Here is a 26,739-nt window from a genome sequence, read left to right as displayed (position 1 = left end):
CGCGGCGGCGCGTTGGACCTGCTGCGCCGCGAGAAGTTCGGAATCAGGGGAGCTCGTCCACCTCTTCGACAACAGGGGGGATGAGATCTTCACGCGTCAAATTCAGCCACACCAGCAACATGCCAGCCACGTAGACGGATGAGTAGGTACCAGCACCGACCCCAATCAGCAGGGCCAGCGAGAACCCCCACAGATTCTCGCCACCGAAAAACATCAGCGATCCTACTGCAAGCAGTGTGGACACGGAGGTAGCAAGGGTGCGCAGCAATGTTTGGGTGGTGGATATATTGATGTTCTCGAGCAACTCCGTCTTACGCAGCATGCGGAAGTTTTCCCGGATTCGGTCGAAGATGACGATGGTGTCGTTCAACGAATAACCGATCACTGCCAACACCGCCGCCAGCACCGTCAAATCAAAGGAGATCTGGAACAGGGAAAACACTCCCAGCACCAGAATCACGTCATGGAACAACGACAGCACGGCGCCAAGGCCAAACTTCCACTGAAAGCGGAATGCGACATAAACCAGAATGCCGCCGAGGGCAAGCAACATGCCCAGACCACCCTGATCCCGCAGCTCTTCACCCACCGCTGGCCCAACGAACTCGACTCGCTTAACTGTTACAGCACTGCCCGCCTCGCCACCTCTCAACGCTTCGGCAATGCGCTCGCCCAGCAGCGGATCATCGCCAGGCATGCGCACCAGGACGTCAGTGGTGGCACCAAAGCTCTGAACTACCGCCTCATTGAAACCGGAACCAGCTAGCTGAGAGCGCACCTGATCAAGAGCGATCGGCTGCTCGTACGACAGCTCAATCAGCGTGCCGCCAGTGAAATCCAGACCAAAATTGAGTCCTTTCACCGCCAGACTAGCTAGGGACACAAGCGTGAGCACTACGGTCAGGGCAAACGCCACGTGACGTACGCCCATGAAATTAATTACGCGTTTCATCGTGCTAGCCCCTTAAATCCACAACTTCTTGAGATCACGGCCACCGTAGATCAGGTTGACCATGGCGCGAGTCACGATGACGGCGGTGAACATGGAAGTCATGATCCCTAGCGAGAGCGTAACGGCGAACCCCTTGATCGGGCCGGTACCCATTGCGAACAGGATGCCCCCGACCAGGAGGGTCGTCAGGTTCCCGTCAACGATCGCCGAAAATGCCCGATCGAAGCCCTCATGAATGGCACGCTGCACCGACATGCCGTTGGCAATTTCCTCCCGGATACGCGAGAAAATCAGCACGTTGGCGTCAACCGCCATGCCCATCGTCAACACGATACCGGCGATACCCGGAAGCGTCAGCGTGGCACCCAGCATCGACATCAAAGCCGTCAACACGATCATATTGAACAGCAGCGCGACCGTGGCCAGCACCCCGAAAAACTTGTAGATCAGCACCATGAACACCGCGACGAAAAGGAAGCCCCACATCGCCGCCTCAACACCGAGCTGGATGTTTTCGGCGCCGAGGCTCGGACCGATGGTACGCTCTTCGGCAAAGTACATTGGCGCGGCCAGGCCACCGGCACGAAGCAGCAGTGCCAGCTCGGACGACTCGCCTTGGCCGTCCAGACCCGTGATACGGAACTGACTACCCAGCGGCGACTGGATGGTCGCCAAGCTGATGACCTTCTTCTCTTCTTGGAAAGTCTCGACGCGAACTTCCTGCTCAACACCGTCAACCATCTGCTTGACGTAGCGAGTAGTAGGCCGCTGCTCGATGAACACCACTGCCATGCTGCGCCCGACATTATTGCGAGTGGCACGATTCATCAGATCGCCACCATGGCCATCCAGGCGGATGTTGACCTGGGGCCGGCCATTCTCGTCGTAGCTGGCCTGAGCGTCGGTAACCTGGTCGCCGGTAATAATCAGGTTGCGCTCAAGCTGGACAGGCGGACGCCCCTCCTCACGAAACTCAAAGCTCTCCGTTGTTGCACGGGCAGCATCGGCCTCGGCGGCCAGCCGGAACTCGAGGTTGGCGGTCTTGCCCAGAATACGCTTGGCTTCGGCGGTATCCTGTACACCTGGAAGCTCAACGACGATGCGGTTGGCACCCTGACGCTGAACCAGCGGCTCGGAAACGCCCAGTTCATTGACCCGGTTACGGACCGTGGTCAGATTCTGCTTGATCGAATATTCACGAATTTCTGCCAGCTTGGCCTCGGTAATCGCCAAGCGCAGTACCTGCTGGCCATTACGCTCAGTGGAGATCAGCTCGAAATCGTTGAAGCTCTTGCGAATCAGAGACTGGGCAGCAGAAAGCGTGGCCTCGTCAGCAAAACCGAGCTGCACAGCATTTTCCAGCTGAGGGAGGCTGCGATAGCGCACGCGCTCCTTGCGCAACAGACTCTTGACCTCGCCCTCGTACACGTTGAGGCGGGTCTCGATGGCTTTTTCCATGTCGACTTCGAGCAGAAAATGCACACCTCCAGACAAATCCAAGCCTAGCTTCATCGGGCTTGCACCCAGATCGCGTAGCCACTCAGGGGTCGTGGGTGCGAGATTGAGCGCAACCACATAAGCATCGCCCAGCGCCCGACGCACTACGTCCTTGGCAGGCAGCTGATCGTCCTGATCGGTCAAGCGCAACAGGCCGCCCCGCCCCTGCTCGTCCAGGTTCGCCGACTTGACCTCGATACCGGCTTCGGCAAGTGCCTTGCTGGCACGATCTAGATCGGCTTCAGTGACATTGAGCGAAGTCGCAGCGCCAGTGATCTGCACCGCAGGATCATCTGGATAAAGGTTGGGTGCCGAATAAATGAAGGCAATGCCAAGCACTACCACTATCAGCAGGTATTTCCAGAGGGGGAATCTATTGAGCATGACGCAGCCCGTCTAATGACGCGGGGCGCCTTGCGCGCCCCGTCGTTGGTGTTGAGTAGAAGTCAGCTCAGATGGCCTTCAGAGTGCCCTTGGGCAGCGTTGCGGCGATCGCCACCTTCTGGAACTTCAGCTCCACCGAGTCGGAGACCTCGATCACGACGAAGTCATCGGAAACTTTGGTGACCTTGCCAGCGATACCACCGGAAGTTACCACTTCGTCGCCCTTCTGCAGGCCGCCGATCAGGTTCTTATGCTCTTTGGCGCGCTTGGCCTGCGGGCGCCAGATCATCAGATAGAAAATGACCAGAAAGCCGACCAGGAACAGCCACTCGAAACCGCTACCAGCGGGACCAGCGGCAGCCTCTTGAGCATAGGCGGCGGGAATCAGAAAGCTCATGTAGCACTCCTGTTGCAGAGATCAGTTTAGTTATGGATTCGTCACGCAAGCGGCGGCGTTGGCAGGCCACGCTTGGCATAGAAGGCGTCGACAAAGGCCGCCAATGTACCCTGTTGGATAGCGTCGCGTAAACCAGCCATCAGGCGCTGGTAGTGCCGCAAGTTGTGGATGGTATTGAGCATACTGCCCAGCATTTCGCCGCATTTATCAAGATGGTGCAGATAGGCCCGAGAGAAGTGTTTGCAGGTGTAACAGTCACAACCGGCATCCAGTGGAGAATCGTCGTAGCGGTGCGAGGCATTGCGGATCTTGACCACCCCAACATCGGTAAACAAGTGTCCGTTTCGCGCATTGCGGGTCGGCATCACGCAATCGAACATGTCCACACCGCGGCGCACACCCTCAACGAGGTCTTCTGGCTTGCCGACGCCCATCAGATAACGCGGCTTGTCCGCCGGCATCAGTGGCGGCAAAAAGTCGAGCACGCGGATCATCTCCTCTTTCGGCTCCCCGACGGAGAGCCCACCAATTGCCAGACCGTCAAAGCCGATCTCGCACAGCCCTTCTAGTGACCGCTTGCGCAGCGACTCGTGCATACCGCCTTGCACGATACCGAAGAGGGCAGCTGGACTGTCGCCGTGAGCGTCCTTGGAGCGCTTGGCCCAGCGCAGCGACAACTCCATCGAACGCCGCGCGACGTCTTCGTCGGCCGGATAGGGGGTGCACTCATCAAAGATCATCACGATGTCGGAGCCAAGATCACGCTGCACCTGCATCGACTCTTCCGGCCCCATGAAAACCTTGGCCCCATCCACCGGCGAAGCGAAATAAACCCCCTCTTCCTTGATCTTGCGCATCGCACCCAAGCTGAACACCTGGAAGCCACCGGAGTCAGTAAGGATCGGGCCCTGCCACTGCATGAAATCATGCAGATCTCCGTGCGCCTTGATCACTTCGGTACCAGGTCGCAGCCACAGATGGAAGGTATTGCCGAGGATGATCTGCGCCCCGATCCCTTCAATATCGCGCGGCAGCATGCCTTTCACCGTGCCGTAGGTACCCACCGGCATGAACGCCGGGGTTTCCACGCTGCCACGCGGGAAGGTCAGGCGCCCGCGGCGCGCCCGCCCCTCGGTCGCGAGCAGTTCGAAAGACATGTGGCAGGTACGACTCATTGGGAATCCTCGGGGCCGCGCGGGGCCGGATTGCGAGTGATGAACATGGCATCACCGTAGCTGAAAAAGCGATAACCCTTGGCAATAGCCTCGGCATAGGCGGCCATCGTTTCCGGATAGCCAGCGAACGCGGACACCAGCATCAAGAGGGTTGATTCAGGCAAATGGAAGTTAGTGACGAGCGCATCGACAACATGAAACGGCTTGCCTGGGTAGAGAAAGATGTCGGTATCGCCACTGAATGGCTTGAGCACACCGTCGCGCGCAGCACTCTCAAGCGATCGGACACTGGTGGTACCGACGGCCACCACCCGCCCACCGCGAGCATGGCAAGCCGCCACGGCATCGACAACACCCTGGTCGACCTCGAGCCATTCGCGATGCATATGGTGCTCTTCGATACGATCAACACGCACCGGCTGAAAGGTGCCGGCACCTACGTGCAGCGTGACAAACGCACTCTCAACACCTTTGTCACGTAGAGCCGCCAGCAACTCCGTATCGAAATGCAATCCCGCCGTTGGCGCAGCAACTGCGCCTGCCCGTTGCGCATACACCGTTTGGTAGCGTTCCCGGTCTGCCACGTCGTCCGGCCTATCGATGTAGGGGGGCAATGGCATATGGCCGACGCGCTCGAGCAACGGCAGCACGTCTTCCTCGAATTCCAGCTCAAACAACGTATCTTGCCGCGCCAGCATCAGCGCCTCGCCGCCCCCATCAATATGAATTCTGGCGCCTGCCTTGGGCGACTTACTGGAGCGGATATGCGCCAGCACCCGACGACCGTCGAGTACGCGCTCGATAAGCACCTCGACTTTGCCGCCAGTGTCTTTCTGGCCGAACAGGCGCGCCGGAATGACCCGCGTGTTGTTGAACACCATCAGGTCGCCGGGACGCAAGTAATCGAGCAACTGGACGAAACCATGGTGACCCAAAGAACCGGTCGGACCATCGAGCGTTAGCAACCGACTGGCACGACGCTCGGCCAAAGGATATCGGGCAATTAGCGAATCGGGGAGATCGAAGGAAAAAGCAGAGACTTGCATTGAAAAGATCAGCACGGGGCATCAGGGGCGCAAAGCTTAGCGGAAACACCTCATTCTGACCACGACAGACGATTGACCGCTTCGCAATGCATCCCTATACTGCGCCGCCACTGTGCCTCGATGGCGGAATCGGTAGACGCAGCGGATTCAAAATCCGCCGTTGGTAACAACGTGAGAGTTCGAGTCTCTCTCGAGGCACCATTATCAGTGACCAGAGGCAGCTAGTACTTCTGGTGAAGGGGAACCGCAGCTGAACAGCGGCTTCATCCCTAGGACAGGCCAACAGCAGCCTGCCGAAGCAAGCCTTACGCATCATTGAAATGCAGATTCGCACTGGCGAAAGCGCTAGCTGCATCGGCTGAATCAAACTGCGATAACACGAATTTCGGCAACACCAACAGCACTGAAAGCACCGCTTGCAGTGGGCTAATTCTATGGCTCCAAAGGGCTTGGCATCGCCCAGCGAGTTATCGTAGAGTGTACCCACTGTGTTTGCATGGGTCGCTGTTGAATCGTGGCCTGATGCAGTAGATCTTCAGATCCGCTACATCCGTTCGACTCTTTACTCCTTGCAACCAGTTTCCGCTTTCTGCACATGCAGGGGCGCTTCTACTATTGAGTTTCAAGGATACAAAGCTATGTCGAATCGTCAGAACGGTACCGTCAAGTGGTTTAACGACGAGAAAGGTTTTGGTTTCATCACTCCCGAAAGCGGTCCGGATCTGTTCGTGCACTTCCGCGCGATCGAAGGCAACGGCTTCAAGAGCCTGAAAGAAGGCCAGAAGGTCAGCTTCGTAGCTGTACAAGGTCAAAAGGGCATGCAGGCTGACCAGGTTCAAATCCAGGAATAAGCCCCGCCCCGAAAAGCCCCTGATGGCGACATCAGGGGCTTTTTTATGCGCGCGTTTCCGTAGAATGCGCCACTGCCTTTCCTCGAGAGACAACATTCATGCGCAACCATCCGCTCAGCCCGCAGGGCCCGTTTCCTGCCGCCGGCCTGATTCGTAGACTCGCGGCTCTGTTCTACGATGCTTTCCTGTCGATTGCCCTGATGATGGTGGTCACGCTGCTCTATCAGCAGGTGATCTTGCGCTTTTTTTACGGTAGCGAAGCACTCAAGGCCGTGGCGGAATCAGGCGGTCTGGATAGAGACCCGATCCTCGCGACACTAGTGTTTTTCACACTATTCGCATTCTTTGCCAAATTCTGGACGCATAACGGTCAGACGCTCGGCATGCAGGTCTGGGGGGTGCGCATCCAGAACTCCGATGGCAGCGCCATCGACCTGTGGCAGGCCCTGTTGCGCTTCCTGATTGCGATCATGTCCTGGCTTGCCCTGGGATTGGGCTATTGGTGGATGCTCTGGGACAGGCAACACCGGACTTGGCACGACATTTACTCGGAGAGCCAAGTCGTGCAGCTACCGAAAAACATCCATAAGAAATAGCCTTAAGCCCGGAATCAATCGCGCTCCCCTGCGCGACTGAGACAGCTAGAGGCGTGGAGCTTGCTGCGGATTCTAATCATCCCGCCCGCCGCAACAACCAGACACCTCCCAGCGCGCAGATGCCCGCCGGCACCGCCACCGCCAGCAGCGGCGAGAAGCCGAACACCTGGCTCGCCGGACCCAGCAGGTCCTGCAAAATGCGGAATACGAAACCAACAATGACACCGGTAAAGATGCGCTGGCCGAGCGTTACCGAGCGCAACGGCCCAAAGATAAACGAGATCGCCAGCAATACCAGCGCCACCGTTACCGCCGGCTGCAGCACCTTGCTCCAGAACGCCAACCAATAGCGGCCGTTGTTCAACCCTTGCTCACCCAAGTAGTGGATATAGCGCCACAAACCCGTGATGGACAATGCATCTGGCTCCATCACAACAGTGCTGACCAGCTGGGGTGTCAACTGCACATCCCAGCTCTCCTGAGCGGTCTTTGTGACCTCGGTATGATCATCTCGAAAGTGCGTCGTCGCGACATCACTGAGTAGCCACTGATCACCGTCGTAACGGGCTCGGCGGGCGAAGCTTGCCGACAGCAGCTGCCGTTGCTCATCGAAACGGTAGCGCGTAACTCCGAGCAGCAAACCACTCGGCTGCACTGCATTGATATGCACAAATTCATCACCCTGACGATGCCAGAGCCCGCGTTTACTGCTTTGCGCCTCACCAGCGCCCTGTGCCGAGGAACGGCTGGCTTGTGCAATATTCTCGCTCCACGGCGATACATATTCACCGATCAGCACCCCTATCAGCAGCAGCAGCAGCATTGGCTTCATTACGGCCAGCACGATTCGCCCCAAGGACACGCCTGCAGCACGCATGATGGTCAGCTCGCTACTGCTCGCAAGCGTACCAAGGCCAATAAGGCAGCCAATCAACGCCGCCATAGGCAGCATCTCGTAGATCCGCGACGGCGTGGTCAGTAATACGTAAACGGCGGCGTTCAAGGTGCCGTAACCACCCTTCACATCACCCAACTCGTCAATGAAGGCGAACAACAAGGCCAGACCGACAATGATGCCGAGCACCGTCAGAATCGCCAGCAGAACATGGATGCCAATGTAGCGATCAAGCTTACGCATGGGCGGCCCTCGACAGGCTGCGGCGCTTGCTAATGGCAAGCCTCAGCGGTTCCCAGTACAACATCAACATCCCTATGGCAAAGAAGATTCCATGGACCCACCAGAGCCCCAAGGCCGGGGGTATTCGACCCTTGTCCAAAGCGCCACGTGCAGCGATGAGCAACGCGAGGTAAGCCATATACAGAAGGATTGCAGGTAGCAGCTTCAGAAAGCGCCCCTGGCGTGGATTGACCTTCGACAGCGGGACCGCGAGCAGTGTGACAATGAACACCAGTAGCGGCAAAGAAAGGCGCCACTGCAGTTCGGACTGCAAACGAATATCGTCGCTCCCAAGCAGATCGAGCGTCGGCATTGACTCACGCTCGCTCAGCTCGACACTGACCTCCGGCCTGGGCAACAGCACGCCATAGGTGTCGTACTGGATCGCCCGGTAGTTTGCCTGACCCGGATTGCCGTCGTAGCGATAGCCGTTTTCAAGAATGAGATAGCGGCTTCCGTCAGGTTGAATTTCCTGGCGTCCACGTTCGGCTACCAGCACGGAGAGCCCGCGCTTATCGCCAGTGGAGCTGGAAAGGTTGGTTTCGGAGATGAATACACCAGCCAACTCGGTGCGATCAGCAGTCAGCTCGCGGGTATAGGTCACGCGGGTACCGTCGCGCAGGGTCTGGAAGCGTCCCGGCACCAGCGTGTCGAACTCGGTCAGCGAGTCCTGCTCATTGAGGATGCGATCCACCTCAGCCACACCCTGTGGCGCCAGTCCGAGGCTCAACCAACCGACGAGGCCGGCAACCAGTGCAGCCGGTGCCAGGCTATAGCTCAGCAGGCGGCGCTGACTCATGCCGGTAGCCGAGAGAACAGTCATCTCACTGTCCAGGTAGAGCCTGCCGTAGGCCAGCAGAATGCCGAGAAACAGGCCCAGCGGCAGAATCAGCTGCAGGAACCCCGGCAGACGGAACCCCATGATCATTAGCAGCACACCCGGATCGAGCAGCCCCTGTGCGGCCTGCGCCAGATATTTGATGAAACGGCCGCTCATGATGATCACCAGCAGCACGGCGCTTACAGCGCTCAGGGTAACCAGCAGCTCACGGGACAGGTAACGAAAGACGATCAAACCGGACACTCCAGGGTTGTCAGGCTCCGGCGGCTACGCTCAAACTAGCCACCAAGCAGCCGGCCCGCCCGTAACAGGACGTTGGATTCACTCAGCATTTTCCAACGCCCCGGTAGACGAACCACCGGAAAACAAGCCCGGCATTATCATGCAAACCCGACTCTTTGTCTTGGGGACTCGACGCCATGGAATTCGTTGTAAAGAACACCAAAGCCGCTGCAGCCAAAACAGCCACCCTTGTTCTGCCTGTTGGCGAAGAGGGTCTGCTCGGCGCGACAGCCCAGACTGTGGACCAGGCCAGTGGAGGCGCCATAAGCGCGGTGCTCAAGCGCGGCGACCTGAAAGGGAAACCGGGACAGACCCTGCTGCTGCATAACTTGCCAAACCTCAAGGCGGATCGCGTCCTGTTGGTTGGCACCGGCAAGGATGACGAGCGCGACGGGCGCCAGTGGCGCAAGATCGCCGGCGCAGCACTCGGCGTACTCAAAGGTCTTGCTGGCAGCGATGCGACGTTCGCCCTGCAAGATGTCCAGGTCAAGGATCGTGACACCTATGCACGCGCTCGCATGCTAGTCGAAGTATTGGCCGATGGTCAGTACGTTTTTGACCAGTTCAAGAGCAAGAAGAACGACGAACCCAAGCTCGGCAAGATTATTCTGCTGGCTGACAAAGCGGATCAGGCACGCGTCGAGCAGGCTGCTCGCCATGCCGCAGCGATTACCGCCGGCATGAGCTTCGCCCGGGATTTGGGCAACCTGCCGCCAAACGTCTGCCACCCAAGCTATATGGCCGAGCAGGCCAAGCAGCTCGGAAAGACCTTCAAAGGCCTTAAAGTCGAGGTTCTGGACGAAAAGAAGCTGCGTGAACTTGGCGCTGGTTCGTTTCTCGCCGTATCCCAGGGCAGCGATCAGCCCGGTTGCATCGTGGTCATGCAATACAACGGCGGGAAAAAGGGCGAGCAGCCCTACGCACTGGTCGGCAAAGGCATCACGTTCGACACCGGCGGCATCAGCCTCAAGCCCGGCCAGGGCATGGACGAAATGAAGTACGACATGTGCGGTGCTGCCAGCGTGCTCGGCACCTTCCGCGCCGCGTTGGAACTTCAGTTGCCGATCAATTTGGTTGGCTTGCTCGCCTGCGCAGAAAACATGCCGAGCGGCAACGCTACCCGCCCCGGCGACATCGTCACCACCATGAGCGGGCAGACCGTTGAGATCCTCAACACCGACGCCGAAGGTCGATTGGTGCTCTGCGATACCCTGACCTATGCCGAGCGTTTCAAGCCACGCGCAGTGATCGACGTCGCCACCCTGACCGGTGCCTGCATCGTAGCGCTGGGCAGCAACACGTCCGGCCTGCTGGGCAATAATGACGAACTGCTGCAGCAAGTACTGGGCGCTGGCCAGAAAGCCGACGACCGCGCCTGGCAACTGCCATTGTTCGATGAGTATCAGGAACAACTCGACAGCCCCTTCGCCGACATTGCCAATATCGGTGGCCCCAAGGCCGGCACCATCACCGCGGCCTGCTTTCTATCACGCTTCACCAAGGCCTATCCCTGGGCGCATCTGGACGTCGCTGGTACCGCCTGGATCAGTGGCGGCAAGGAAAAAGGCGCGACGGGACGCCCGGTCCCCTTGCTGACCCAGTACCTGCTGGACCGAGCCGAGCAGGCATGAGCAAAGCGAGCGAATACCGGGCATGACTCGAATCGAGTTCTACGTGCTGCCGGACAGCCAGCCGGTGGGCCGTGCGAAAGCGGCTTGCCAGTTGGCGAGCAAAGGCTGGCAGCACGGCCTGTCAGTATTTATTCGTTGTCAGGATAACCAGCAGTGCAGCGAACTGGACGAGCTGCTCTGGACGTTTCGTGCAGAGCGCTTCATTCCGCATGAGTTTCATGATGACGATCCACACGCACCCGTGGTGATTGGCACGGAACAGCCACCCGCTGCGGAACAAGGCCTGCTGATCAACCTCTCCCCTACGCTATCGCCGTACACTGACCAGTTCAGCCGGGTGATCGAAATCGTCAATCAGCAGGCTGAGCTACTGACCGTCTGCCGGGAGAATTTTCGTCTCTATCGGCAGCGTGGCTATGATCCAAAGAGAGTCGAGCTGTAAGGCGTACTGGCCGAACGCGATGGAGCCGCCACGTCAGCGCCGATCAGCAACGATAGTTGCTGGGCCAATGCCCGATCAGGACCACCCCTAACAAGCCTGGACGCTCAATTCCGGATGCCCCGTACATGACGCAATCGCGCCCCCCAAAAGCCCATCTTCTTGATGATCTGGAATCCATTCGTGCGCTGCTGGGTGACCAAGACCCGCCACTGCTGAGCGATACGCTGGACCCGGACAGCTTTCCCTTGCTTTCGGAAATCGTCGAACACCCACCCGCACCGGCCGCCGAACCTGAGGTCGAGCCGCGCGAGCCTGCCGTGCGTACAGCTTTTCGGACGCTCGCCGAGCGTCATCTCGACCATGAATTGCGCAATGCTGCGCAACTCATTCTGCAGGAGGTCATCGACGACTATGTCCCGCAGATCGAAGCCGAGTTGCGCGTCCGCCTGGAAGCGCGCGCCGAGCAGCTGATCAAGTCCCATCGTTCCTGAGTTGCAGCCAACCGAGGCAAACGCCACGCCGGAATAGACACTTACGCGCGGCTCAGCTGTGCCGGCGGGACAAAAGCGGCATCGCAATCCTGCCGATCATCCACTTTGCCTTTATACTTGCCCGCTTTTCCGATCAGCCGTTCTAAGGGTCCCGCCGCATGGACAAGACCTACCAGCCGCACGCCATCGAAACCTCCTGGTACCAGACTTGGGAAACGAATAACTATTTCGCACCCCAAGGTTCAGGCGAGCCCTACACCATCATGATCCCGCCGCCGAACGTCACCGGCAGCCTGCATATGGGCCATGGGTTCAACAACGCCATCATGGATGCACTGATTCGCTTCCGGCGGATGCAGGGTCGCAACACCTTGTGGCAGCCGGGTACAGATCACGCCGGCATCGCCACTCAGATGGTAGTCGAGCGTCAGCTGAGCGCGCAGGGCGTCAACCGCCACGACCTGGGCCGCGAGAAGTTTCTCGACAAGGTCTGGGAGTGGAAGGAAGAGTCCGGCGGCAACATCACCCGTCAGATCCGCCGTCTGGGTTCCTCGGTGGACTGGTCGCGCGAACGCTTCACCATGGATGCGGGCCTGTCTAACGCCGTAAAGGAAGCCTTCGTGCGGCTGCATGAGGATGGCCTGATCTACCGTGGCAAGCGCCTGGTTAACTGGGACACCAAGCTGCACACCGCAATCTCCGATCTGGAAGTGGAAAACCACGACGAGAAAGGTCACCTCTGGCACCTGCGCTACCCGTTGGCCGATGGCTGCAAGACCGTCGACGGTCTGGATTACCTGGTGGTCGCCACGACTCGTCCGGAAACCATGCTGGGCGACGCCGCTATCGCCGTGCACCCCGAGGACGAGCGCTACAAGAGCCTGATCGGCCGCCACGTCATGCTGCCGCTGGTCAATCGTATGATCCCGATCGTTGCCGACGATTACGTGGACCTCGAGTTCGGCACTGGCTGCGTGAAGATCACCCCGGCCCATGACTTCAATGACTACGAGGTCGGCAAGCGCCATCACCTGCCGCTGATCAATATCTTCGACCAGAACGCCTGCATCCTGGCTCGCGCCCAGGTGTTCAACATTGACGGTTCAGTGAACGACAAGGTCGACGCCAGCCTTCCGGACGGCTACTCGCACATGGACCGTTTCGATGCACGCAAGGCTATCGTCGCCGAATTCGACGCCATGAGCCTGCTGGAAAAGATCGACGACCACGCGCTGAAAGTGCCGCGCGGCGACCGCTCGGGCACCATCATCGAGCCGTGGCTGACCGATCAGTGGTACGTCTCCACCAAGCCGCTGGCCGAGAAAGCCATCGCGGCCGTGGAAAGCGGCGAGATTCAGTTCGTGCCCAAGCAGTACGAGAACATGTACTTCAGCTGGATGCGCGACATTCAGGACTGGTGCATCAGCCGTCAGCTCTGGTGGGGTCACCGCATTCCAGCGTGGTACGACGAAGCGGGCAGCGTCTATGTCGGCCGTGACGAAGTGGAGGTGCGCAGCAAGTACAACCTCTGCAACAACGTCGAACTGCGTCAGGACGAGGACGTGCTGGACACCTGGTTCAGCTCCGGTCTGTGGACCTTCTCCACCCTCGGCTGGCCAGAGCAGACCGAATTCCTCAAAACCTTCCACCCCACCGACGTGCTAGTCACCGGCTTCGACATCATCTTCTTCTGGGTCGCCCGGATGATCATGTTGTCCACCCACCTGACCGGGCAAATCCCGTTCAAAACCGTGTACGTACACGGCCTGGTGCGCGATGGCCAAGGTCAGAAAATGTCCAAGTCCAAGGGCAACGTGTTAGACCCGCTGGACATCGTCGACGGCATCACCCTCGACGAGCTGCTGACCAAGCGCACCAGCGGCATGATGCAGCCCAAGCTGGCGGAGAAGATCGCCAAGCAGACCCGCGCCGAGTTCCCCGAAGGCATCGCCAGCTACGGCACCGACGCCCTGCGCTTCACCTTCTGTTCACTCGCCTCCACCGGTCGCGACATCAAGTTCGACATGGGCCGCGTCGAGGGTTACCGCAACTTCTGCAACAAGATCTGGAACGCCGCCAACTTCGTTTTCGAGAACACCGAAGGCAAGGACACCGGCGCCAACGACGAGTCCGTCGAGCTGTCGTCGGTGGATCGCTGGATCATTTCTGCGCTGCAGCGCACAGAGGCCGAGGTGACTCGTCAGCTTGAGGCCTTCCGCTTCGACCTGGCAGCGCAGGCGCTCTACGAGTTCATCTGGGACGAGTACTGCGCCTGGTATCTGGAGCTGGTCAAGCCACTATTATGGGACGAGACCGCCAGTGTCGAACGCCAGCGCGGCACTCGCCGCACCCTGGTGCGCGTACTGGAAACGGCACTGCGTCTGGCGCATCCATTCATGCCGTTCATCACCGAGGAAATCTGGCAGCGCGTCGCGCCGCTCGCAGGCAAATCCGGCCCGACCCTGATGCTGCAGCCGTGGCCAGAATTCAACCCGGAGCGCATCGACGAAGCCGCCGAAGTTGATATCGAGTGGGTCAAGGCCTTCATGCTGGGTGTCCGCCAGATCCGCGGCGAGATGAATATCTCAATGGCCAAACGCATCGACGTAGTGCTGGCCAACGCCTCGGCCGAAGACCAGCGTCGCCTCGCCGATAACGAGCCGCTACTGAAGAAACTGGCCAAGCTAGAAAGCGTCCGCGTCCTCACTCAAGGCGAAGAACCGCCGCTTTCAGCGACGGCGCTGGTGGGCGACATGCAGGTGCTGGTACCCATGGCAGGCCTGATCGACAAGGACGCCGAACTTGCCCGCCTCGACAAGGAAATTGGCCGATTGGACGGCGAAGTGAAGCGGGTGGGCGGCAAGCTCGGCAATGCCGGCTTCGTCGACAAGGCGCCGGCCGAAGTCATCGACAAGGAGCGCGCCAAACTGGCCGAGGCCGAGCAGGCCAAAGCCCGGCTGCTCGAGCAGCGCGAGCGCATCGCCAGCCTGTAACGAAGCGAGAGGCCAGCACTTGATGTGCTGGCCTTTTTGCTTAGGCATCTGCTCTTGATTGATGACAAGTCGCCTTCAGTGCCGCTGATACACTATGCCGCACACGACAATAACGAATTGCAACTGACAGGCCTGAACCAACGCGGAAAGCTCCACGACATGAAGTAAGTCAGCAGCGAAGCAAGCCCAAGTAGTTTGCTTTACGCGCAGCCGTCCACGACGCAGGTATTACCTTCCGTATCGCGGTTACTTAATTCTCTCGCACCGCAAGTCGCCCATTTTTTAAGCCTGTCAGCCCCGAGCCAGAACAACAATCCGAATGGCCCGGTACGGTTTTTAAAAAATGGAGCCCCTCCGATGTATGTACTCATGGCTGTTCTATTTGTTCTGGGCTATCTATGCATAGCCTTCGAGCATCCGCTAAAAATCGACAAGGCCGCCGCAGCGATTCTCACAGCAGTGCTGTGCTGGACCGCACTGATACTCGGCGCGGAATCCATCGTGCCACTGTTGCCGTCAGCCGGCCATGACCTGGCCGATCCGTCAGCCTATGTAGTCGAATCACTGCGGCATCATCTGGGCGAAATCTCGGAGATCCTGTTCTTCCTGCTCGGCGCCATGACCATCGTCGAACTCATCGATTCGCACGAAGGTTTCAAGGTCATCACTGACCGTATCCAGACGCGAAAGCGCGTGCATCTACTGTGGATCATCGGCTTCCTAACGTTCTTCCTGTCCGCCGCACTGGACAACCTGACCACCACCATCGTCATGGTCTCGCTGCTGCGCAAACTGATCCGCGGCCGCCCAGAACGCTGGTTGTTCGTCGGCGTCGTGGTGATAGCGGCCAACGCTGGCGGCGCCTGGTCGCCGATTGGCGACGTCACGACGACCATGCTCTGGATCGGTAACCAGATCACCGCCTCTGGCGTGATCGTCGGGCTGTTTATCCCGAGTTTGGTCTGCCTGCTGGTCCCATTGTTGATTCTCAGTTTTAGCATGCGCGGCGAAGTGCCCCGCCCGGGCGCCCGAGCGCACCTGGCCGAAAGCAATCCGCCAGCCACGACGGCGTTCGAGCGCAATCTGGTATTGGCGCTCGGTATCGGCGCGCTGGTATTCGTGCCGGTCTTCAAGACAGTCACCCACTTGCCGCCGTATATGGGCATCTTGTTCGGACTCGGCGTGCTCTGGGTCACTACCGAATTTCTACATCGTCACAAAGAAGACGATCACAAGCACCCGCTCTCGGTCGTCGGCGTTCTGCGCAAGGTCGATACTCCGAGCGTGCTGTTCTTCCTTGGCATCCTTCTGGCGGTTGCGGCGCTCGCTACAGCCGGTCACCTGACCCAGGTCGCCACGGCGCTGCGTGACACACTCGGACATATTTATCCGATCAACTACAGCATCGGCCTGCTGTCGGCGGTGGTGGACAACGTGCCATTGGTTGCCGGCTCGATGAAGATGTACCCCCTGGTAGGCCCTGAGACCCTTGATGCAGCGCCAGCCGCGGAAGCTGCGTGGCTGTCGCAGTTCGTGGTCGACGGCAACTTCTGGGAGATGCTGGCCTATTGCGCCGGGACGGGTGGCAGCACGCTCATCATTGGTTCAGCCGCAGGCGTGGCAGCCATGGGCATGGAAAAGATCAGCTTCACCTGGTACGTCAAGCGCGTCAGCCTGCTGGCTTTCCTTGGTTACACAGCCGGCGCCGTGACCTATATAGGCATGCTCGCACTGCGTTGATGCACTACCGTCTAGCTCGCTGAGCGCACGAAGCCGCTCAGCGAGCCTAGCCGTTAACGTTGGGAATCGTGATGACAGTCAGCAAAACCAAGAGCAGTTTCTATCGCCGTTTATATGTCGCCTGGATGATTGACAGCGGTACAGCCACCAGCGTGCCTGCTCTGGTAGAAGCGACCGGAATGCCGCGCCGGACGGCACAGGACACTTTGGCGGCCCTTGCCGATCTGGACATTGATTGCCGCTTCACTCAGGACGACGGCGAGCGGCATAACGCCGGCCAGTACCAGATCCATAATTGGGGCGCGATTGACCGGCTGTGGATCGAGCGCAACCTGGCGCTTATCAAATCCGTTCTCGGCTATCCGTGACTGCCCGCAGAACACCTAACTGCTCCAATTCCGCTCAGTAAACCCGGCAGGACGAGCGGGTGCGTACCCATCACCCAGGTGTTCGCAAAGCCCCCCGTTAACCATCAGTAGCGTGGTCCTTTGCCAGGCGTGCCGCTAAGCTGTGGACCTCTTCGCCTGCACGGTTAGTCGTCAATGTCTCAACGCCCCGCCCTGTTCCCGGTTCTGCTCGCTGGTGCCGCCTTGCTGCTGGTTGTCCATGGGCTGGGACGTTTTGTCTACACACCACTTCTTCCGTGGCTGGTAGAGGACGGCTTACTGACCGTACAACAGGGCGCGAGCATCGCCACCTGGAACTACTTGGGGTATTTGGTCGGCGCGCTGCTCGCCCTGCGCTGGCATCAGGTCACGCAGATACGTCGCAGCCTGCCGTGGGCACTGGTACTGCACGTCGTGACAACGCTGGCGCAGACCCAGGCCGAATCGGTGGACGCCCTTTCGACGCTGCGCCTGCTCAATGGCATTAGCAACGGCCTAGTCTTTGTCCAGGCACCCTCGTTGATTCTGGAATGGTTGGCGCGTCATCGTCGCGTGTCGTCCAGCGGCCTAGTCTATCTCGGCGTCTGCGTGGGGCTGATCCTGTCCAGCTTCATGGTTAGCCTGAGCAACGGTGTACTGCAGGGCGCCGACCGCTGGTGGCCCGCAGCACTGCTATCTATCCCCCTAGCCTGGTGGGGCTGGCGTCAGTTGGCGAACCTCGACATGCCGCCGGACGAGCCGCCCACGGAAACGACACAGCCTCCAAGCGGACGCCTGCTGGATCGTGCCAGCACTCCCCTGTTTCTCTCGTATGCCGGCGCCGGCATGGGCTATATCTTGCCGATGACCTTTCTGCCCATGGTTGCCCGGCTGCAGGTTGAACCAGGCGACTTGCTGGTGGAAAGCAGCTGGCTGGTGGTGGCAGTGGCCACCCTGCCTTCACCCTGGCTCTGGAATCGCCTCGGCGCTCTGTTCGGCGACACACTGGCACTGCGCTTAAGCTATGTCACGCAACTGGCCGGCGTCCTGGCGGCGCTCTTACTGCCCGGCGCGTGGGGGATTTTGTTATGTGCCGTACTGGTCGGCGGGACTTTTCTTGGCACCGTGTTGCTGACCCAACGCCTGGCACGCGCCCTTCATCCGCATCAGGGACCGCGACTGTCAGCAGCCCTGATTGCGCTCTACAGCCTGACCCAGCTGGCCGGCCCCTGGCTCACTGGCGTCTGGCTAGGCATGGGCGGCTCTCTGCACAGCGCCTTCTGGCTCGGTGCCGGCGCGCTGTTGTGGGGGCTGATCTGGATGCTGCTGGTGCCACGTCGAGCCTGAAAGCTGGGACAATACGGTTTTTACCGCTAGCGACAGCCGAACATGACATCCAGACCAGCCACACCGCCATCGCACAAGGCCAAGCCTGCGGTCAAAAAGGCCGTCCTGCACCGACGGAACCGCCACACCGGGCGCTATGACTTTCCAGCGCTGATAGCGGGCAACCCCGAGTTGGCGAAGTTCGTCGTTATCAATCCCTACGGCAAGGAGAGCATCGATTTTGCCGACCCGGATGCGGTCCGCGTATTCAATCGCGCACTGCTCAAGCAGTTCTACGGAATCGTGCATTGGGATATACCGCCGGGTTACCTGTGCCCGCCGGTACCAGGCCGGGCCGACTATCTGCACGGTCTAGCCGACTTGCTGGCGGACGAAAATGCTGGAGAGATTCCTCGCGGCACAGGCATTCATGCGCTGGACGTTGGCACTGGCGCTAACTGCATCTATCCATTGATCGGTCTGCGCGAGTACGGCTGGCGCTTCACGGGGTCGGATATCGACGCAACGGCGCTGGCGTCGGCCCGTACGATCGTCACCGCCAATAAGCTGAGCAAGAGCATTGCGCTGCGCCCGCAGCAGCACCCCCGCCACGTATTTGAAAACCTGATGCAGGCCGACGACCGCTTCGACGTCACGCTTTGCAATCCGCCCTTCCATGCTTCCCAAGCAGAGGCCAGCAGTGGCAGCCAGCGCAAGTGGCGCAACCTTGGCAAGCTCGACCCCAAGCGCAAACTGCCCACCCTTAACTTCGGCGGTCAGGCGGCAGAACTCTGGTGTGAAGGCGGGGAGGCAGCATTCATTGCGCTGCTGGCAGAAGAAAGTCGCGGCGTGAACCAACAGGTCTGCTGGTTCAGCACGCTGGTGTCGAAAGCAAGCAACGTACAGCCGCTACAGGCTCGGCTCAAAAAGCTCGGCGCCCAGCAGGTCCGCGTATGCGAAATGTCCCAGGGGCAAAAGCGCAGTCGCTTCGTGGCCTGGAGCTACCTCGATGATGAACAGCGCGCGAAGTGGCGTGCTGATCGCTGGTCGAACCGCCAGGCAGACTGATCGTTTCCGCTACGATCAGCTGAAACATTTCACGTCAGACGGCAATATCCCAGCGTTGGCGATCTTTCAGGGCCAGCGTCTGGATATACCGAGGCTCCCCGTTGATTTCCTCCAGCTCGGTCATCCCGGCGAGTTCGCCGACAACGCGATAGCGCTTGCCGACGCGCTTGTCCTGCAACGGATAGAGCTGGGCGATCTGTTGGGCGAGTTCGGTAAGTGTGGACATGGTTCGGTAGCTCCAGATAACTGCATGCCGCAGCTTTTTACAGGCCTTAGGTTACGATTCAACGACAACCTTCCTTCGTCTCGCCTGTTGGAGCCACCCGTTGCGCAATTGATTCCCTACCAGAGGCAAAAACTACCCGAACGATTGATCAGCAGATACCTACACCCAGCTGTAGCAGAGCCAGGCCGCCCTGCTGCCAGCCCCACCAAGCCGCAACCAAGAGCAGCGACGCCAACACGGCGCCGCCTGTCCATAACCAGGCGCGGCGCATCAGGCCGTACCTGCAGCCAAGCGCACGCGCTCGACGGGTTGCTCACGAATTGGCCAGTTGAGCGCAGCCGCCATCAAGCTCAGCGCGATGGAAATCTGCCAGACCAGATCGTAACTGCCAGTCGTGTCATAGACCCACCCGCCCAGCCAGCCACCGAAGAACGAGCCGATCTGGTGGAACAGAAACACGATGCCGCCCAACATCGACAGATTGCGCACGCCGAACAGCGTAGCGACTGTGCCATTGGTCAAGGGCACGGTGGACAGCCACAGCAACCCCATGGCGATGCCGAAGGCATAGGCGGTCCAGAGCGTCAGCGGAGCGAAGAAGAACGCGCTGATCACAACCGCTCGGGCCAGATAAAGCGCGGTCAGCAATTTCGGCTTCGAATAACAACCGCCCAGCCAGCCCGCTGTGTAGGTACCGACGATGTTGAACAGCCCGACCAGCGCCAGCACCGTCGTGCCGGCCATCGCAGGTAACTGCTTGTCGACCAGATATGCGGGCAAATGTATGCCGATGAATACGACCTGAAACCCGCAGACGAAGAAACCCAGCGCCAGCAGGCGGAAGCCCGAGTGGCTGACCGCTTCACGCAGCGCCTCCATCAGCGTCTGCTGCGGGCCGGTCACTGGCGCTGCTGGCCCACTGCGCAGCATCAACGCCAGCGGCATGATCAGCGCCACCAAAAGCCCCAGCGCCAGCAAGGCCGACGACCAGCCAAGCCAGCCGATCAGACCGAGCGTGCCGGGCAGCATGGCAAACTGACCGAACGACCCCGCTGCGCTCGCTATACCCATCGCCATGCTGCGTTTTTCGACCGGCACCGCGCGCCCGACTGCGCCAAGGATCACGGAAAACGATGTTCCGGAAAGCCCCAGCCCAATCAGCAGGCCTGCACTGAGGGACAACGATACCGGGGAATCCGCACCCGCCATCAGCAACAGGCCGACCGCATAAAGCACGCCACCGAGCAGCACCGCACGGGCCACACCGAAACGGTCCGCCAGCGCGCCGGTAACCGGCTGCGCCAGGCCCCAGATCAGATTTTGCAGGGCGATGGCAAAGGCAAAGGTCTCACGCCCCCAGCCAAATTCCGCGCTCATGGGTGGCAGGAAAAGGCCGAATCCGTGTCGGATTCCCAAGGAAAGGGCAAGGATCAAGGAGCCACCCAGCAGGATCCAGGTACTGTTGCGCCAAATCGCATTCATCACTGACACGCTTTGCAAAAATCGAGGGGGATCCATCTTACTCGCAACCACCTCGTCATCCACCTCCCCCTTTTTAATCAGGCGAACGGCGAGCGGAGGGTTGCTCGGGTAAACTGCCGCCTGTCTGCCTTCTCGACGCGAGTACCTCCATGCCGATTCGCCACTGCATCGTTCACCTGATCGAAAAAAAGCCGGACGGCACACCTGCCGTTCTCCATGCCCGTGACTCGGAGCTGGGCGATTCCCAAGCCATCGAGAACCTGCTGGCCGATCTAAACGAAAGCTATAACGCCAAGCAGAGCAAAGCCTGGGGCTACTTCCATGACGAATCGGGCGCCTACCCCTTTAGCGGCTGGCTGACGCAGTACATGGACGGCAACCAGAATTTCACCGCATTCAGCCGGCAAGCCGTGGAACACCTGCAAAAGCTGATGGAGGAATCCAACCTTTCCACCGGCGGCCATGTTCTGTTCGCCCATTACCAGCAAGGCATGACCGATTACCTGGCGATCGCATTGCTGCACCACAGCAATGGCGTGACCGTTACCGACGCGCTGGATGTCGCCGAAGCCCGGCACCTGGACCTGGGTCAACTGCACCTGGCGACGCGGATCAATCTGTCCGAGTGGAAGAACAACAAGCAGTCCCGGCAGTACATTTCCTTCATCAAGGGGAAAAACGGCAAGAAGGTCTCGGAGTATTTCCGCGATTTCATCGGCTGCCAGGAAGGTGTCGACGGCCCCGGTGAAACGCGCACCCTGCTCAAAGCCTTCAGCGACTATGTCGAAAGCGAAGACCTGCCTGACGAAAAGGCACGCGAGAAGACCAGCGCGCTGGTGGGCTATGCCAGCAGTCAGGCCAAGATCGGCGAGCCCATGTCGCTGGAGGAGCTGTCCGGGGTCATCGACGAGGAGCGCCCACGCGCCTTCTACGATCACATCCGCAACAAGGACTATGGCCTTTCGCCGGAGATTCCCGCTGACAAGCGCACCCTGAGCCAGTTTCAGCGATTCACTGGCCGGGCCGAAGGACTGTCGATCAGCTTCGAATCACACCTGCTGGGCTCGAAAGTCGAATATGACGAAGCCCGCGACATGTTGATCATTCGCAACCTGCCAACGCAGCTGACCGATCAGCTCAAGCGGCGCAAGGGATAAGCCCTGAGCGACGACGCCTGTACGCGTCGCAGGCTCCTGAGGGTTGTCGGAAGCCGGAGCCAAGCACGCCGCTACGAAAATCTGTCTCCTCGCTGGAATGAAACGGCCATCTGCCAGTCAGATGGCTGCTCATCGCTGCTGCAACCCTGTACGACCCGCTACGGCTAAGGATTCACAATGGATTGGCTGCACCTGATTATTCTGTCCCTGGTCCAGGGCATCACTGAATTTCTCCCGATTTCATCTTCCGCCCACCTGATCCTTCCTTCGCAAGTGCTTGGATGGCCCGACCAGGGCCAGGCATTCGACGTCGCGGTACACGTCGGCACCTTGCTCGCCGTATTGATCTGCTTCCGTCACGAGGTGATCGCGACCACCCGTGGCTGGCTGGCACACGTGTTCCGCCGACAGGTCAGCGCGGAAAGCCGTCTCGGCTGGGCGATCATCATCGGCACATTGCCGGCGGGCATCATCGGCTTGCTGCTGGAGGACTACATCGAGCAGTACACCCGATCGATGCTCTTCATCGCGGCTACGACCATCATCTTCGGCCTGCTGCTGTGGTACGCGGACGTCAAGGGCCGGCGTGTCGCTGAAATGGATCAGCTGACCTGGAAAAGCGCGCTGATCATCGGCTTTGCCCAAGCGCTAGCGCTGATTCCCGGCACCTCGCGCTCGGGTATCACCATGACTGCGGCCCTGCTGCTCGGTTTCACCCGGCAGACCGCAGCACGCTTCTCCTTTCTACTGTCGATACCGCTGATCCTCGCTGCAGGCGGGTTAAAAGCGGTCGAGTTAGCCCAGTCAGGTGAAGCCGCGCCGTGGAATGACATTTTCATTGGCGCCGCACTGTCGTTCGTTGCGGCGTTTCTCTGCATCAAGCTGTTCCTCAAGGCGCTCGACGCCTTGGGTATGCTGCCCTTCGTGATTTATCGCTTGCTGCTGGGTGTGACGCTGCTATTCATCGCGCTCTGACGAGCGGATTAAGAAGGCCCGCGCAACGGGTTTGCGCGGGCCAGAAGCATCAACGGGCGTCGATGCGATAGCCGATGCGAGGGAAGTGCACATGGACGACGCCAGCACGCTCATCCTCACGTCGCAGAATCAGCTCTTCCACGCCAGCGAAGACCAGCTCACCTTCAACCGGATCGGTGCCGTAATCCACTGCGGATATGGTCACGGCTTGCCCCGCCTCGAATCCATTGGGCTCGGAGAACGGCTCATCCGGCAATTCCGCAGGCGTCGCGTCGCGAGCAATAGACACGGCCTCTTCCGGCGATAGTTCGGACAGCGAGCCATGCCCCACTGCCAGCACCTTGCCAAGCCAGGCCGCCACGTCCGGATAGGCATCGACCAGCGGCGCGGTCACTGGTGTGCCTTTAAGGAACCAAAGGCAATGGGCGACAGCGAAGTCCGCCACGCAAGGTGCAGCACCAAGCAGAAACTCTCCGCTACCACGCGCTAATTGCTGTTGCAGGCGCGCCATCAGGACCGGCCAGTGATTCTTCGCCTGTTCAAGCGGAATGCGGGCCACCGAGCCGCTGCTGAACAAGGCGGCGCGGTCCTTACTGAACACCTCGATGAACGCTTTAGGCACTTGGGCGAAACGCATGGCCATGGATTCCGGCTGGAACACGAGGCTCACGGCATGCAGGAACAGCACCGAGTCAGCCCACTGTGCCAGCGTCGCCGCAACGAACTCCTGCCCTTCGGGAAACAGCACGGGTGTGGCTTTCTCGGCTTCGAGGCGACGCGCAATCAGTGCGGTATCGCAATAGATGTCGGCGCCGACCTGAAGCACCGGAGTACGCCGATAGCCGCCTGTCAGCGCCGTGAGATCAGGCTTGGGCATCACCGGAGGAATTTGCACCGAACGCCAGGACAGCTGCTTGAAACCCAGCATCAGTCGCGCTTTTTCGGCAAAGGGCGAGGTGGGATAGTGGTGCAGGATCACTTCGTGCATAGCAGGCTCCGCCAGTCGTTAAGTAGAACGGCAGCTTACCCGCGCGAACGGAGGCAGCCTACCCGTTCAGCTGATTGCCTGGACATTCACCGGGCCACTGCCGGACTGCACCGAAACCAGCGCCTCCTTGGCCGATTTTTTCATTTGTTTGATGGCGCGCTCACGCCGCAACGCGTCGCTCTTGCTACCAAGCGTCTCGACATAGACCAGTGCCACAGCCGGGCTGGAATGGAAGAACCGCGCCCCTCGCCCACTTTGGTGAGCGGCAAAGCGGCGCTGGGCATCGTCACTGATCCCGCAATAAAGCGAGCCGTTGGCGGCGCGTACCAGATAGACGTACCAGGGTTTGCTAGCAACGGTGCTCATGTAGCAGGCTCTCGAGAAGATGGTTGGATTTTCCCGGGCCGCGCCTGCCAGGGCAAGACTGCTCTTGCCAACCAAAAAGCCGAAAGTGTGCAGCGTGGTCTCGATTCCGTCGTGCTTGAACGCTGCCGCAATGTTCCGACACAGTTGTCGTCAGCGAGCGCCCGGCAGCCAAGCCGCGGATGGCGATGGCTGCAAGGGTTCGCCGTTTCCCCTAGCAAAGTCCGTCGATCCTGTCGAGATATGGTGGCGGTTCGCCTTTGCGTATACTGCGCCGATGTTTGCCCAAACTGCATTCCGCACTCGCTGCACCTCCTGGTTGCTGGCGGCCGGACTCTTCCTGATGCTCAGCAGCTGCGCTGAACCGCCCAGCGCACTCGAGCGAATAAAGGAGGAAGGCATTCTGCGCGTGATCACCCGCAACAGCCCTTCTACCTATTTCCAGGATCGCAACGGCGAAGCCGGCTTCGAGTATGAGCTGGTCAAGCGCTTCGCCAGCCATCTCGGCGTCAAGCTGCAGATCGAGACCGCCGACAGCATCGAAGAAATCTTCACCCGCCTGAATCGTCCTGGCGGTCCAACCTTGGCGGCGGCCGGCCTGGTAGCAAGCGAAGGACGCAAGGACTTGGCGCGCTTCACCCAGCCCTACCTGGATGTCACCACTCAGGTCGTCTATCGCCGGGGTCAGCGGCGCCCTACCCAACCCGAAGACCTGGTCGGTAAACGCATTCTGGTGCTCAAGGGCAGCAGCCAAGCCGAGAAACTCAAGGCGCTACAGAGCGAATTTCCGGATCTTCGCTATGAGGAATCGGATGCGGTTGAGGTGGTCGATTTGCTGCGCATGGTCGATGAGGGCCAGGTAGATCTGACGTTGGTCGAGTCCAATGAGCTGGCGCTGAATCAGGTCTACTTCACCAATGCACGAGCGGCATTCGATCTCGGTGAGCAAAGCAGCCTGGCATGGATCGTTGGCAAGGGCGAAGACAACAGCGTGCTCGAAGCGGCCAACCAGTTCCTCACCCAGGCGCAGGAGAACGGAACACTGCAGCGCCTGAGAGAACGTTACTACGGTCACGTCGACGTGCTCGGCTACGTTGGCGCCTATGCCTTTGCCAAGCACCTGCAGCAACGTCTGCCGCGCTATGAAAAGGTATTCCGCGAAACGGCCAAGGAGCACGGCGTCGACTGGCGTCTGCTTGCCGCCATCGGTTATCAGGAATCCCACTGGCAGCCCGAAGCGACCTCGAAAACCGGCGTGCGGGGGCTGATGATGCTGACCCTCAATACCGCCAAGGCCATGGGCGTGAACAATCGTCTCGACCCCGTCCAAAGCATTCGCGGCGGTGGAAAATACATCGCCAAGGTGCATGCCAACCTGCCTGACAGCATCGAGGAGCCGGACCGTACCTGGTTCGCCCTAGCCGCGTACAACGTCGGTGGCGGCCACTTGGAAGATGCGCGCAAACTGGCCGAAAGCGAGGGCCTGAACCCGAACAAATGGCTGGACGTGAAACAGATGTTGCCAAGGCTGGCGCAGAAGCAGTGGTATACCAAGACGCGCTACGGATACGCACGCGGAGGCGAGCCGGTGCATTTCGTGGCCAACATTCGCCGCTATTACGACATCCTCACCTGGGTGACTCAGCCGCAAATGGAAGGCCAGCAACTGGTGAACAACGAGATCCACGTTCCCGGCATCAACTCCACCGAACTCGGTGAAATTCTTCCGCCGCTCTGATCCGTCCGGCCCTCAGCCTCTTCCGATGGGGGCGAAGCTGCCTGCGGTATGCTCGGCCAGCACCTCAGCCGTCAACTCCACCTCCAGCCCTCGCCGCCCGGCGCTGACATAGATGCTCGGTTGCGCCTGCGCCGACACGTCAATAAACGTGCGTAGCCGCTTCTTCTGCCCCAGCGGACTGATGCCACCGACCAGATAGCCGGTCGCGCGTTGCGCCGCCATGGGATCGGCCATGTCGACCTTTTTCACCTTGGCCGCCTGCGCCAGCGCCTTGAGATCAAGCGAACCAGCAACCGGCACGACAGCCACCAGAAGCTCATTTTTTTCGCTGCTGGCGAGTAGTGTTTTGAACACTCTCGCCGGTTCGAGGCCGAGCTTCTCAGCGGCTTCGAGACCATAGGATGCCGATTTGGGATCGTGTTCGTAGCTGTGGATGCGGTAGTCGGCCTTGGCCTTTTTCAGCAGATCGATAGCGGGCGTCATGGCGAAGAGAATCGTCGAGGAAAGGTCGCTACATTAGCCAAAAACACAACGGCCCGCACAATGTGCGGGCCGT

Annotated in this window: 26 protein-coding genes and 1 tRNA gene; 14 read left to right on the top strand and 13 right to left on the bottom strand. The window is 59.7% G+C overall.

The window, feature by feature from the left end; all coding sequences use genetic code 11:
- Positions 1-43 precede the first annotated feature (43 nt).
- From secF to queA, 5 genes are all read right to left on the bottom strand, one after another.
- Positions 44-952: a protein translocase subunit SecF gene (gene secF, locus ACIGHL_RS00575; protein ID WP_216707239.1), complete on the bottom strand. Its 909-nt coding sequence runs from the start codon at positions 950-952 to the stop codon at positions 44-46.
- A gap of 12 nt (positions 953-964) precedes the next feature.
- The gene (gene secD, locus ACIGHL_RS00570; protein WP_216707238.1) at positions 965-2,833 is read right to left on the bottom strand and encodes a protein translocase subunit SecD; all 1,869 of its coding nucleotides are present in this window, start codon (positions 2,831-2,833) and stop codon (positions 965-967) included.
- A 67-nt stretch (positions 2,834-2,900) separates the two neighbouring features.
- Positions 2,901-3,230, bottom strand: coding sequence for a preprotein translocase subunit YajC (gene yajC / locus ACIGHL_RS00565; RefSeq protein WP_021209500.1), 330 nt, complete (start codon positions 3,228-3,230; stop codon positions 2,901-2,903).
- A gap of 41 nt (positions 3,231-3,271) precedes the next feature.
- Positions 3,272-4,387: a tRNA guanosine(34) transglycosylase Tgt gene (gene tgt / locus ACIGHL_RS00560; protein WP_177327078.1), complete on the bottom strand. Its 1,116-nt coding sequence runs from the start codon at positions 4,385-4,387 to the stop codon at positions 3,272-3,274.
- Positions 4,388-4,401: 14 nt separating this feature from the next.
- Positions 4,402-5,451, bottom strand: coding sequence for a tRNA preQ1(34) S-adenosylmethionine ribosyltransferase-isomerase QueA (queA, locus tag ACIGHL_RS00555; protein WP_128118840.1), 1,050 nt, complete (start codon positions 5,449-5,451; stop codon positions 4,402-4,404).
- Between the two features lie 114 nt (positions 5,452-5,565).
- Here queA and ACIGHL_RS00550 point away from each other — a divergent pair.
- The 3 genes from ACIGHL_RS00550 (at position 5,566) to ACIGHL_RS00540 (ending at position 6,898) form a co-directional block, all read left to right on the top strand.
- A tRNA-Leu gene (locus ACIGHL_RS00550) sits at positions 5,566-5,652 on the top strand.
- Between the two features lie 437 nt (positions 5,653-6,089).
- On the top strand, positions 6,090-6,302 hold the full coding sequence (locus ACIGHL_RS00545; protein ID WP_003284681.1) for a cold-shock protein: 213 nt from the start codon (positions 6,090-6,092) through the stop codon (positions 6,300-6,302).
- A 98-nt stretch (positions 6,303-6,400) separates the two neighbouring features.
- Positions 6,401-6,898: an RDD family protein gene (locus ACIGHL_RS00540; RefSeq protein ID WP_128118839.1), complete on the top strand. Its 498-nt coding sequence runs from the start codon at positions 6,401-6,403 to the stop codon at positions 6,896-6,898.
- A 76-nt stretch (positions 6,899-6,974) separates the two neighbouring features.
- On the opposite strand, the gene lptG is transcribed toward ACIGHL_RS00540, so the two are convergent.
- Together lptG and lptF are read right to left on the bottom strand one after the other, a co-directional pair.
- Positions 6,975-8,036, bottom strand: coding sequence for an LPS export ABC transporter permease LptG (gene lptG / locus ACIGHL_RS00535; protein WP_128118838.1), 1,062 nt, complete (start codon positions 8,034-8,036; stop codon positions 6,975-6,977).
- Positions 8,029-9,150, bottom strand: coding sequence for an LPS export ABC transporter permease LptF (lptF, locus tag ACIGHL_RS00530; protein WP_128118837.1), 1,122 nt, complete (start codon positions 9,148-9,150; stop codon positions 8,029-8,031). The genes lptG and lptF overlap by 8 nt, the downstream gene beginning before the upstream one ends.
- Before the next feature lie 185 nt (positions 9,151-9,335).
- On the opposite strand from lptF, the gene ACIGHL_RS00525 reads away from it, so the two are divergent.
- From ACIGHL_RS00525 to rlmF, 8 genes are all read left to right on the top strand, one after another.
- The gene (locus ACIGHL_RS00525) at positions 9,336-10,829 is read left to right on the top strand and encodes a leucyl aminopeptidase (protein ID WP_128118836.1); all 1,494 of its coding nucleotides are present in this window, start codon (positions 9,336-9,338) and stop codon (positions 10,827-10,829) included.
- A gap of 22 nt (positions 10,830-10,851) precedes the next feature.
- Positions 10,852-11,271 (top strand): DNA polymerase III subunit chi, encoded by a 420-nt coding sequence (locus ACIGHL_RS00520; RefSeq protein ID WP_128118835.1) that lies wholly within the window; start codon positions 10,852-10,854, stop codon positions 11,269-11,271.
- A gap of 125 nt (positions 11,272-11,396) precedes the next feature.
- Positions 11,397-11,762: a hypothetical protein gene (locus tag ACIGHL_RS00515; protein WP_045425204.1), complete on the top strand. Its 366-nt coding sequence runs from the start codon at positions 11,397-11,399 to the stop codon at positions 11,760-11,762.
- Between the two features lie 158 nt (positions 11,763-11,920).
- The gene (locus ACIGHL_RS00510) at positions 11,921-14,755 is read left to right on the top strand and encodes a valine--tRNA ligase (RefSeq protein WP_128118834.1); all 2,835 of its coding nucleotides are present in this window, start codon (positions 11,921-11,923) and stop codon (positions 14,753-14,755) included.
- 357 nt (positions 14,756-15,112) lie between these two features.
- Positions 15,113-16,495 carry a sodium:proton antiporter NhaD gene (gene nhaD / locus ACIGHL_RS00505; RefSeq protein ID WP_128118833.1) on the top strand — a complete coding sequence of 461 codons (1,383 nt, stop codon included), beginning with the start codon at positions 15,113-15,115 and terminating at the stop codon, positions 16,493-16,495.
- A 71-nt stretch (positions 16,496-16,566) separates the two neighbouring features.
- Positions 16,567-16,863, top strand: a complete 297-nt coding sequence (locus ACIGHL_RS00500; RefSeq protein WP_128118832.1) for a winged helix-turn-helix domain-containing protein — start codon at positions 16,567-16,569, stop codon at positions 16,861-16,863.
- 174 nt (positions 16,864-17,037) lie between these two features.
- A complete protein-coding gene (locus ACIGHL_RS00495; RefSeq protein WP_128118831.1) occupies positions 17,038-18,207 on the top strand; it encodes a YbfB/YjiJ family MFS transporter in 1,170 nt (389 codons plus the stop codon).
- A 42-nt stretch (positions 18,208-18,249) separates the two neighbouring features.
- Positions 18,250-19,254 carry a 23S rRNA (adenine(1618)-N(6))-methyltransferase RlmF gene (rlmF, locus tag ACIGHL_RS00490; RefSeq protein WP_128118830.1) on the top strand — a complete coding sequence of 335 codons (1,005 nt, stop codon included), beginning with the start codon at positions 18,250-18,252 and terminating at the stop codon, positions 19,252-19,254.
- A 34-nt stretch (positions 19,255-19,288) separates the two neighbouring features.
- On the opposite strand, the gene ACIGHL_RS00485 is transcribed toward rlmF, so the two are convergent.
- From ACIGHL_RS00485 to ACIGHL_RS00475, 3 genes are all read right to left on the bottom strand, one after another.
- Positions 19,289-19,480 carry a hypothetical protein gene (locus tag ACIGHL_RS00485; RefSeq protein WP_045425197.1) on the bottom strand — a complete coding sequence of 64 codons (192 nt, stop codon included), beginning with the start codon at positions 19,478-19,480 and terminating at the stop codon, positions 19,289-19,291.
- Between the two features lie 148 nt (positions 19,481-19,628).
- Entirely contained in the window at positions 19,629-19,751 is a 123-nt protein-coding gene (locus tag ACIGHL_RS00480; protein WP_256044768.1) for a hypothetical protein, read from the bottom strand.
- Positions 19,751-20,962: an MFS transporter gene (locus ACIGHL_RS00475; RefSeq protein WP_045425195.1), complete on the bottom strand. Its 1,212-nt coding sequence runs from the start codon at positions 20,960-20,962 to the stop codon at positions 19,751-19,753. Before ACIGHL_RS00475 ends, ACIGHL_RS00480 begins: the two co-directional genes overlap by 1 nt.
- 149 nt (positions 20,963-21,111) lie before the next feature.
- Here ACIGHL_RS00475 and yejK point away from each other — a divergent pair, with 149 nt between their 5' ends.
- Together yejK and ACIGHL_RS00465 are read left to right on the top strand one after the other, a co-directional pair.
- Positions 21,112-22,119: a nucleoid-associated protein YejK gene (yejK, locus tag ACIGHL_RS00470; RefSeq protein WP_216707237.1), complete on the top strand. Its 1,008-nt coding sequence runs from the start codon at positions 21,112-21,114 to the stop codon at positions 22,117-22,119.
- Positions 22,120-22,296: 177 nt separating this feature from the next.
- Positions 22,297-23,094, top strand: coding sequence for an undecaprenyl-diphosphate phosphatase (locus ACIGHL_RS00465; protein WP_073302376.1), 798 nt, complete (start codon positions 22,297-22,299; stop codon positions 23,092-23,094).
- Positions 23,095-23,143: 49 nt separating this feature from the next.
- Here the strand turns inward: ACIGHL_RS00465 and ACIGHL_RS00460 are convergent, their stop codons facing one another.
- Both ACIGHL_RS00460 and ACIGHL_RS00455 read right to left on the bottom strand, forming a co-directional pair.
- Positions 23,144-24,082: a glutathione S-transferase family protein gene (locus ACIGHL_RS00460; protein ID WP_216707236.1), complete on the bottom strand. Its 939-nt coding sequence runs from the start codon at positions 24,080-24,082 to the stop codon at positions 23,144-23,146.
- Positions 24,083-24,148: 66 nt separating this feature from the next.
- On the bottom strand, positions 24,149-24,448 hold the full coding sequence (locus tag ACIGHL_RS00455; RefSeq protein ID WP_216707235.1) for a GIY-YIG nuclease family protein: 300 nt from the start codon (positions 24,446-24,448) through the stop codon (positions 24,149-24,151).
- A gap of 274 nt (positions 24,449-24,722) precedes the next feature.
- Between ACIGHL_RS00455 and mltF the strand changes: the two genes are divergently transcribed.
- Positions 24,723-26,183, top strand: a complete 1,461-nt coding sequence (gene mltF / locus ACIGHL_RS00450) for a membrane-bound lytic murein transglycosylase MltF (RefSeq protein ID WP_128118827.1) — start codon at positions 24,723-24,725, stop codon at positions 26,181-26,183.
- Positions 26,184-26,195: 12 nt separating this feature from the next.
- On the opposite strand, the gene ybaK is transcribed toward mltF, so the two are convergent.
- Positions 26,196-26,666: a Cys-tRNA(Pro) deacylase gene (gene ybaK, locus ACIGHL_RS00445; protein ID WP_128118826.1), complete on the bottom strand. Its 471-nt coding sequence runs from the start codon at positions 26,664-26,666 to the stop codon at positions 26,196-26,198.
- Positions 26,667-26,739 lie beyond the last annotated feature (73 nt).

The sequence above is a fragment of the Pseudomonas sp. NPDC077451 genome (assembly GCF_044543345.1).
GTDB lineage: Bacteria > Pseudomonadota > Gammaproteobacteria > Pseudomonadales > Pseudomonadaceae > Stutzerimonas.
Note: the sequence above shows the minus strand (reverse complement) of the source record. Positions and strands in the feature narration are given on the sequence as shown.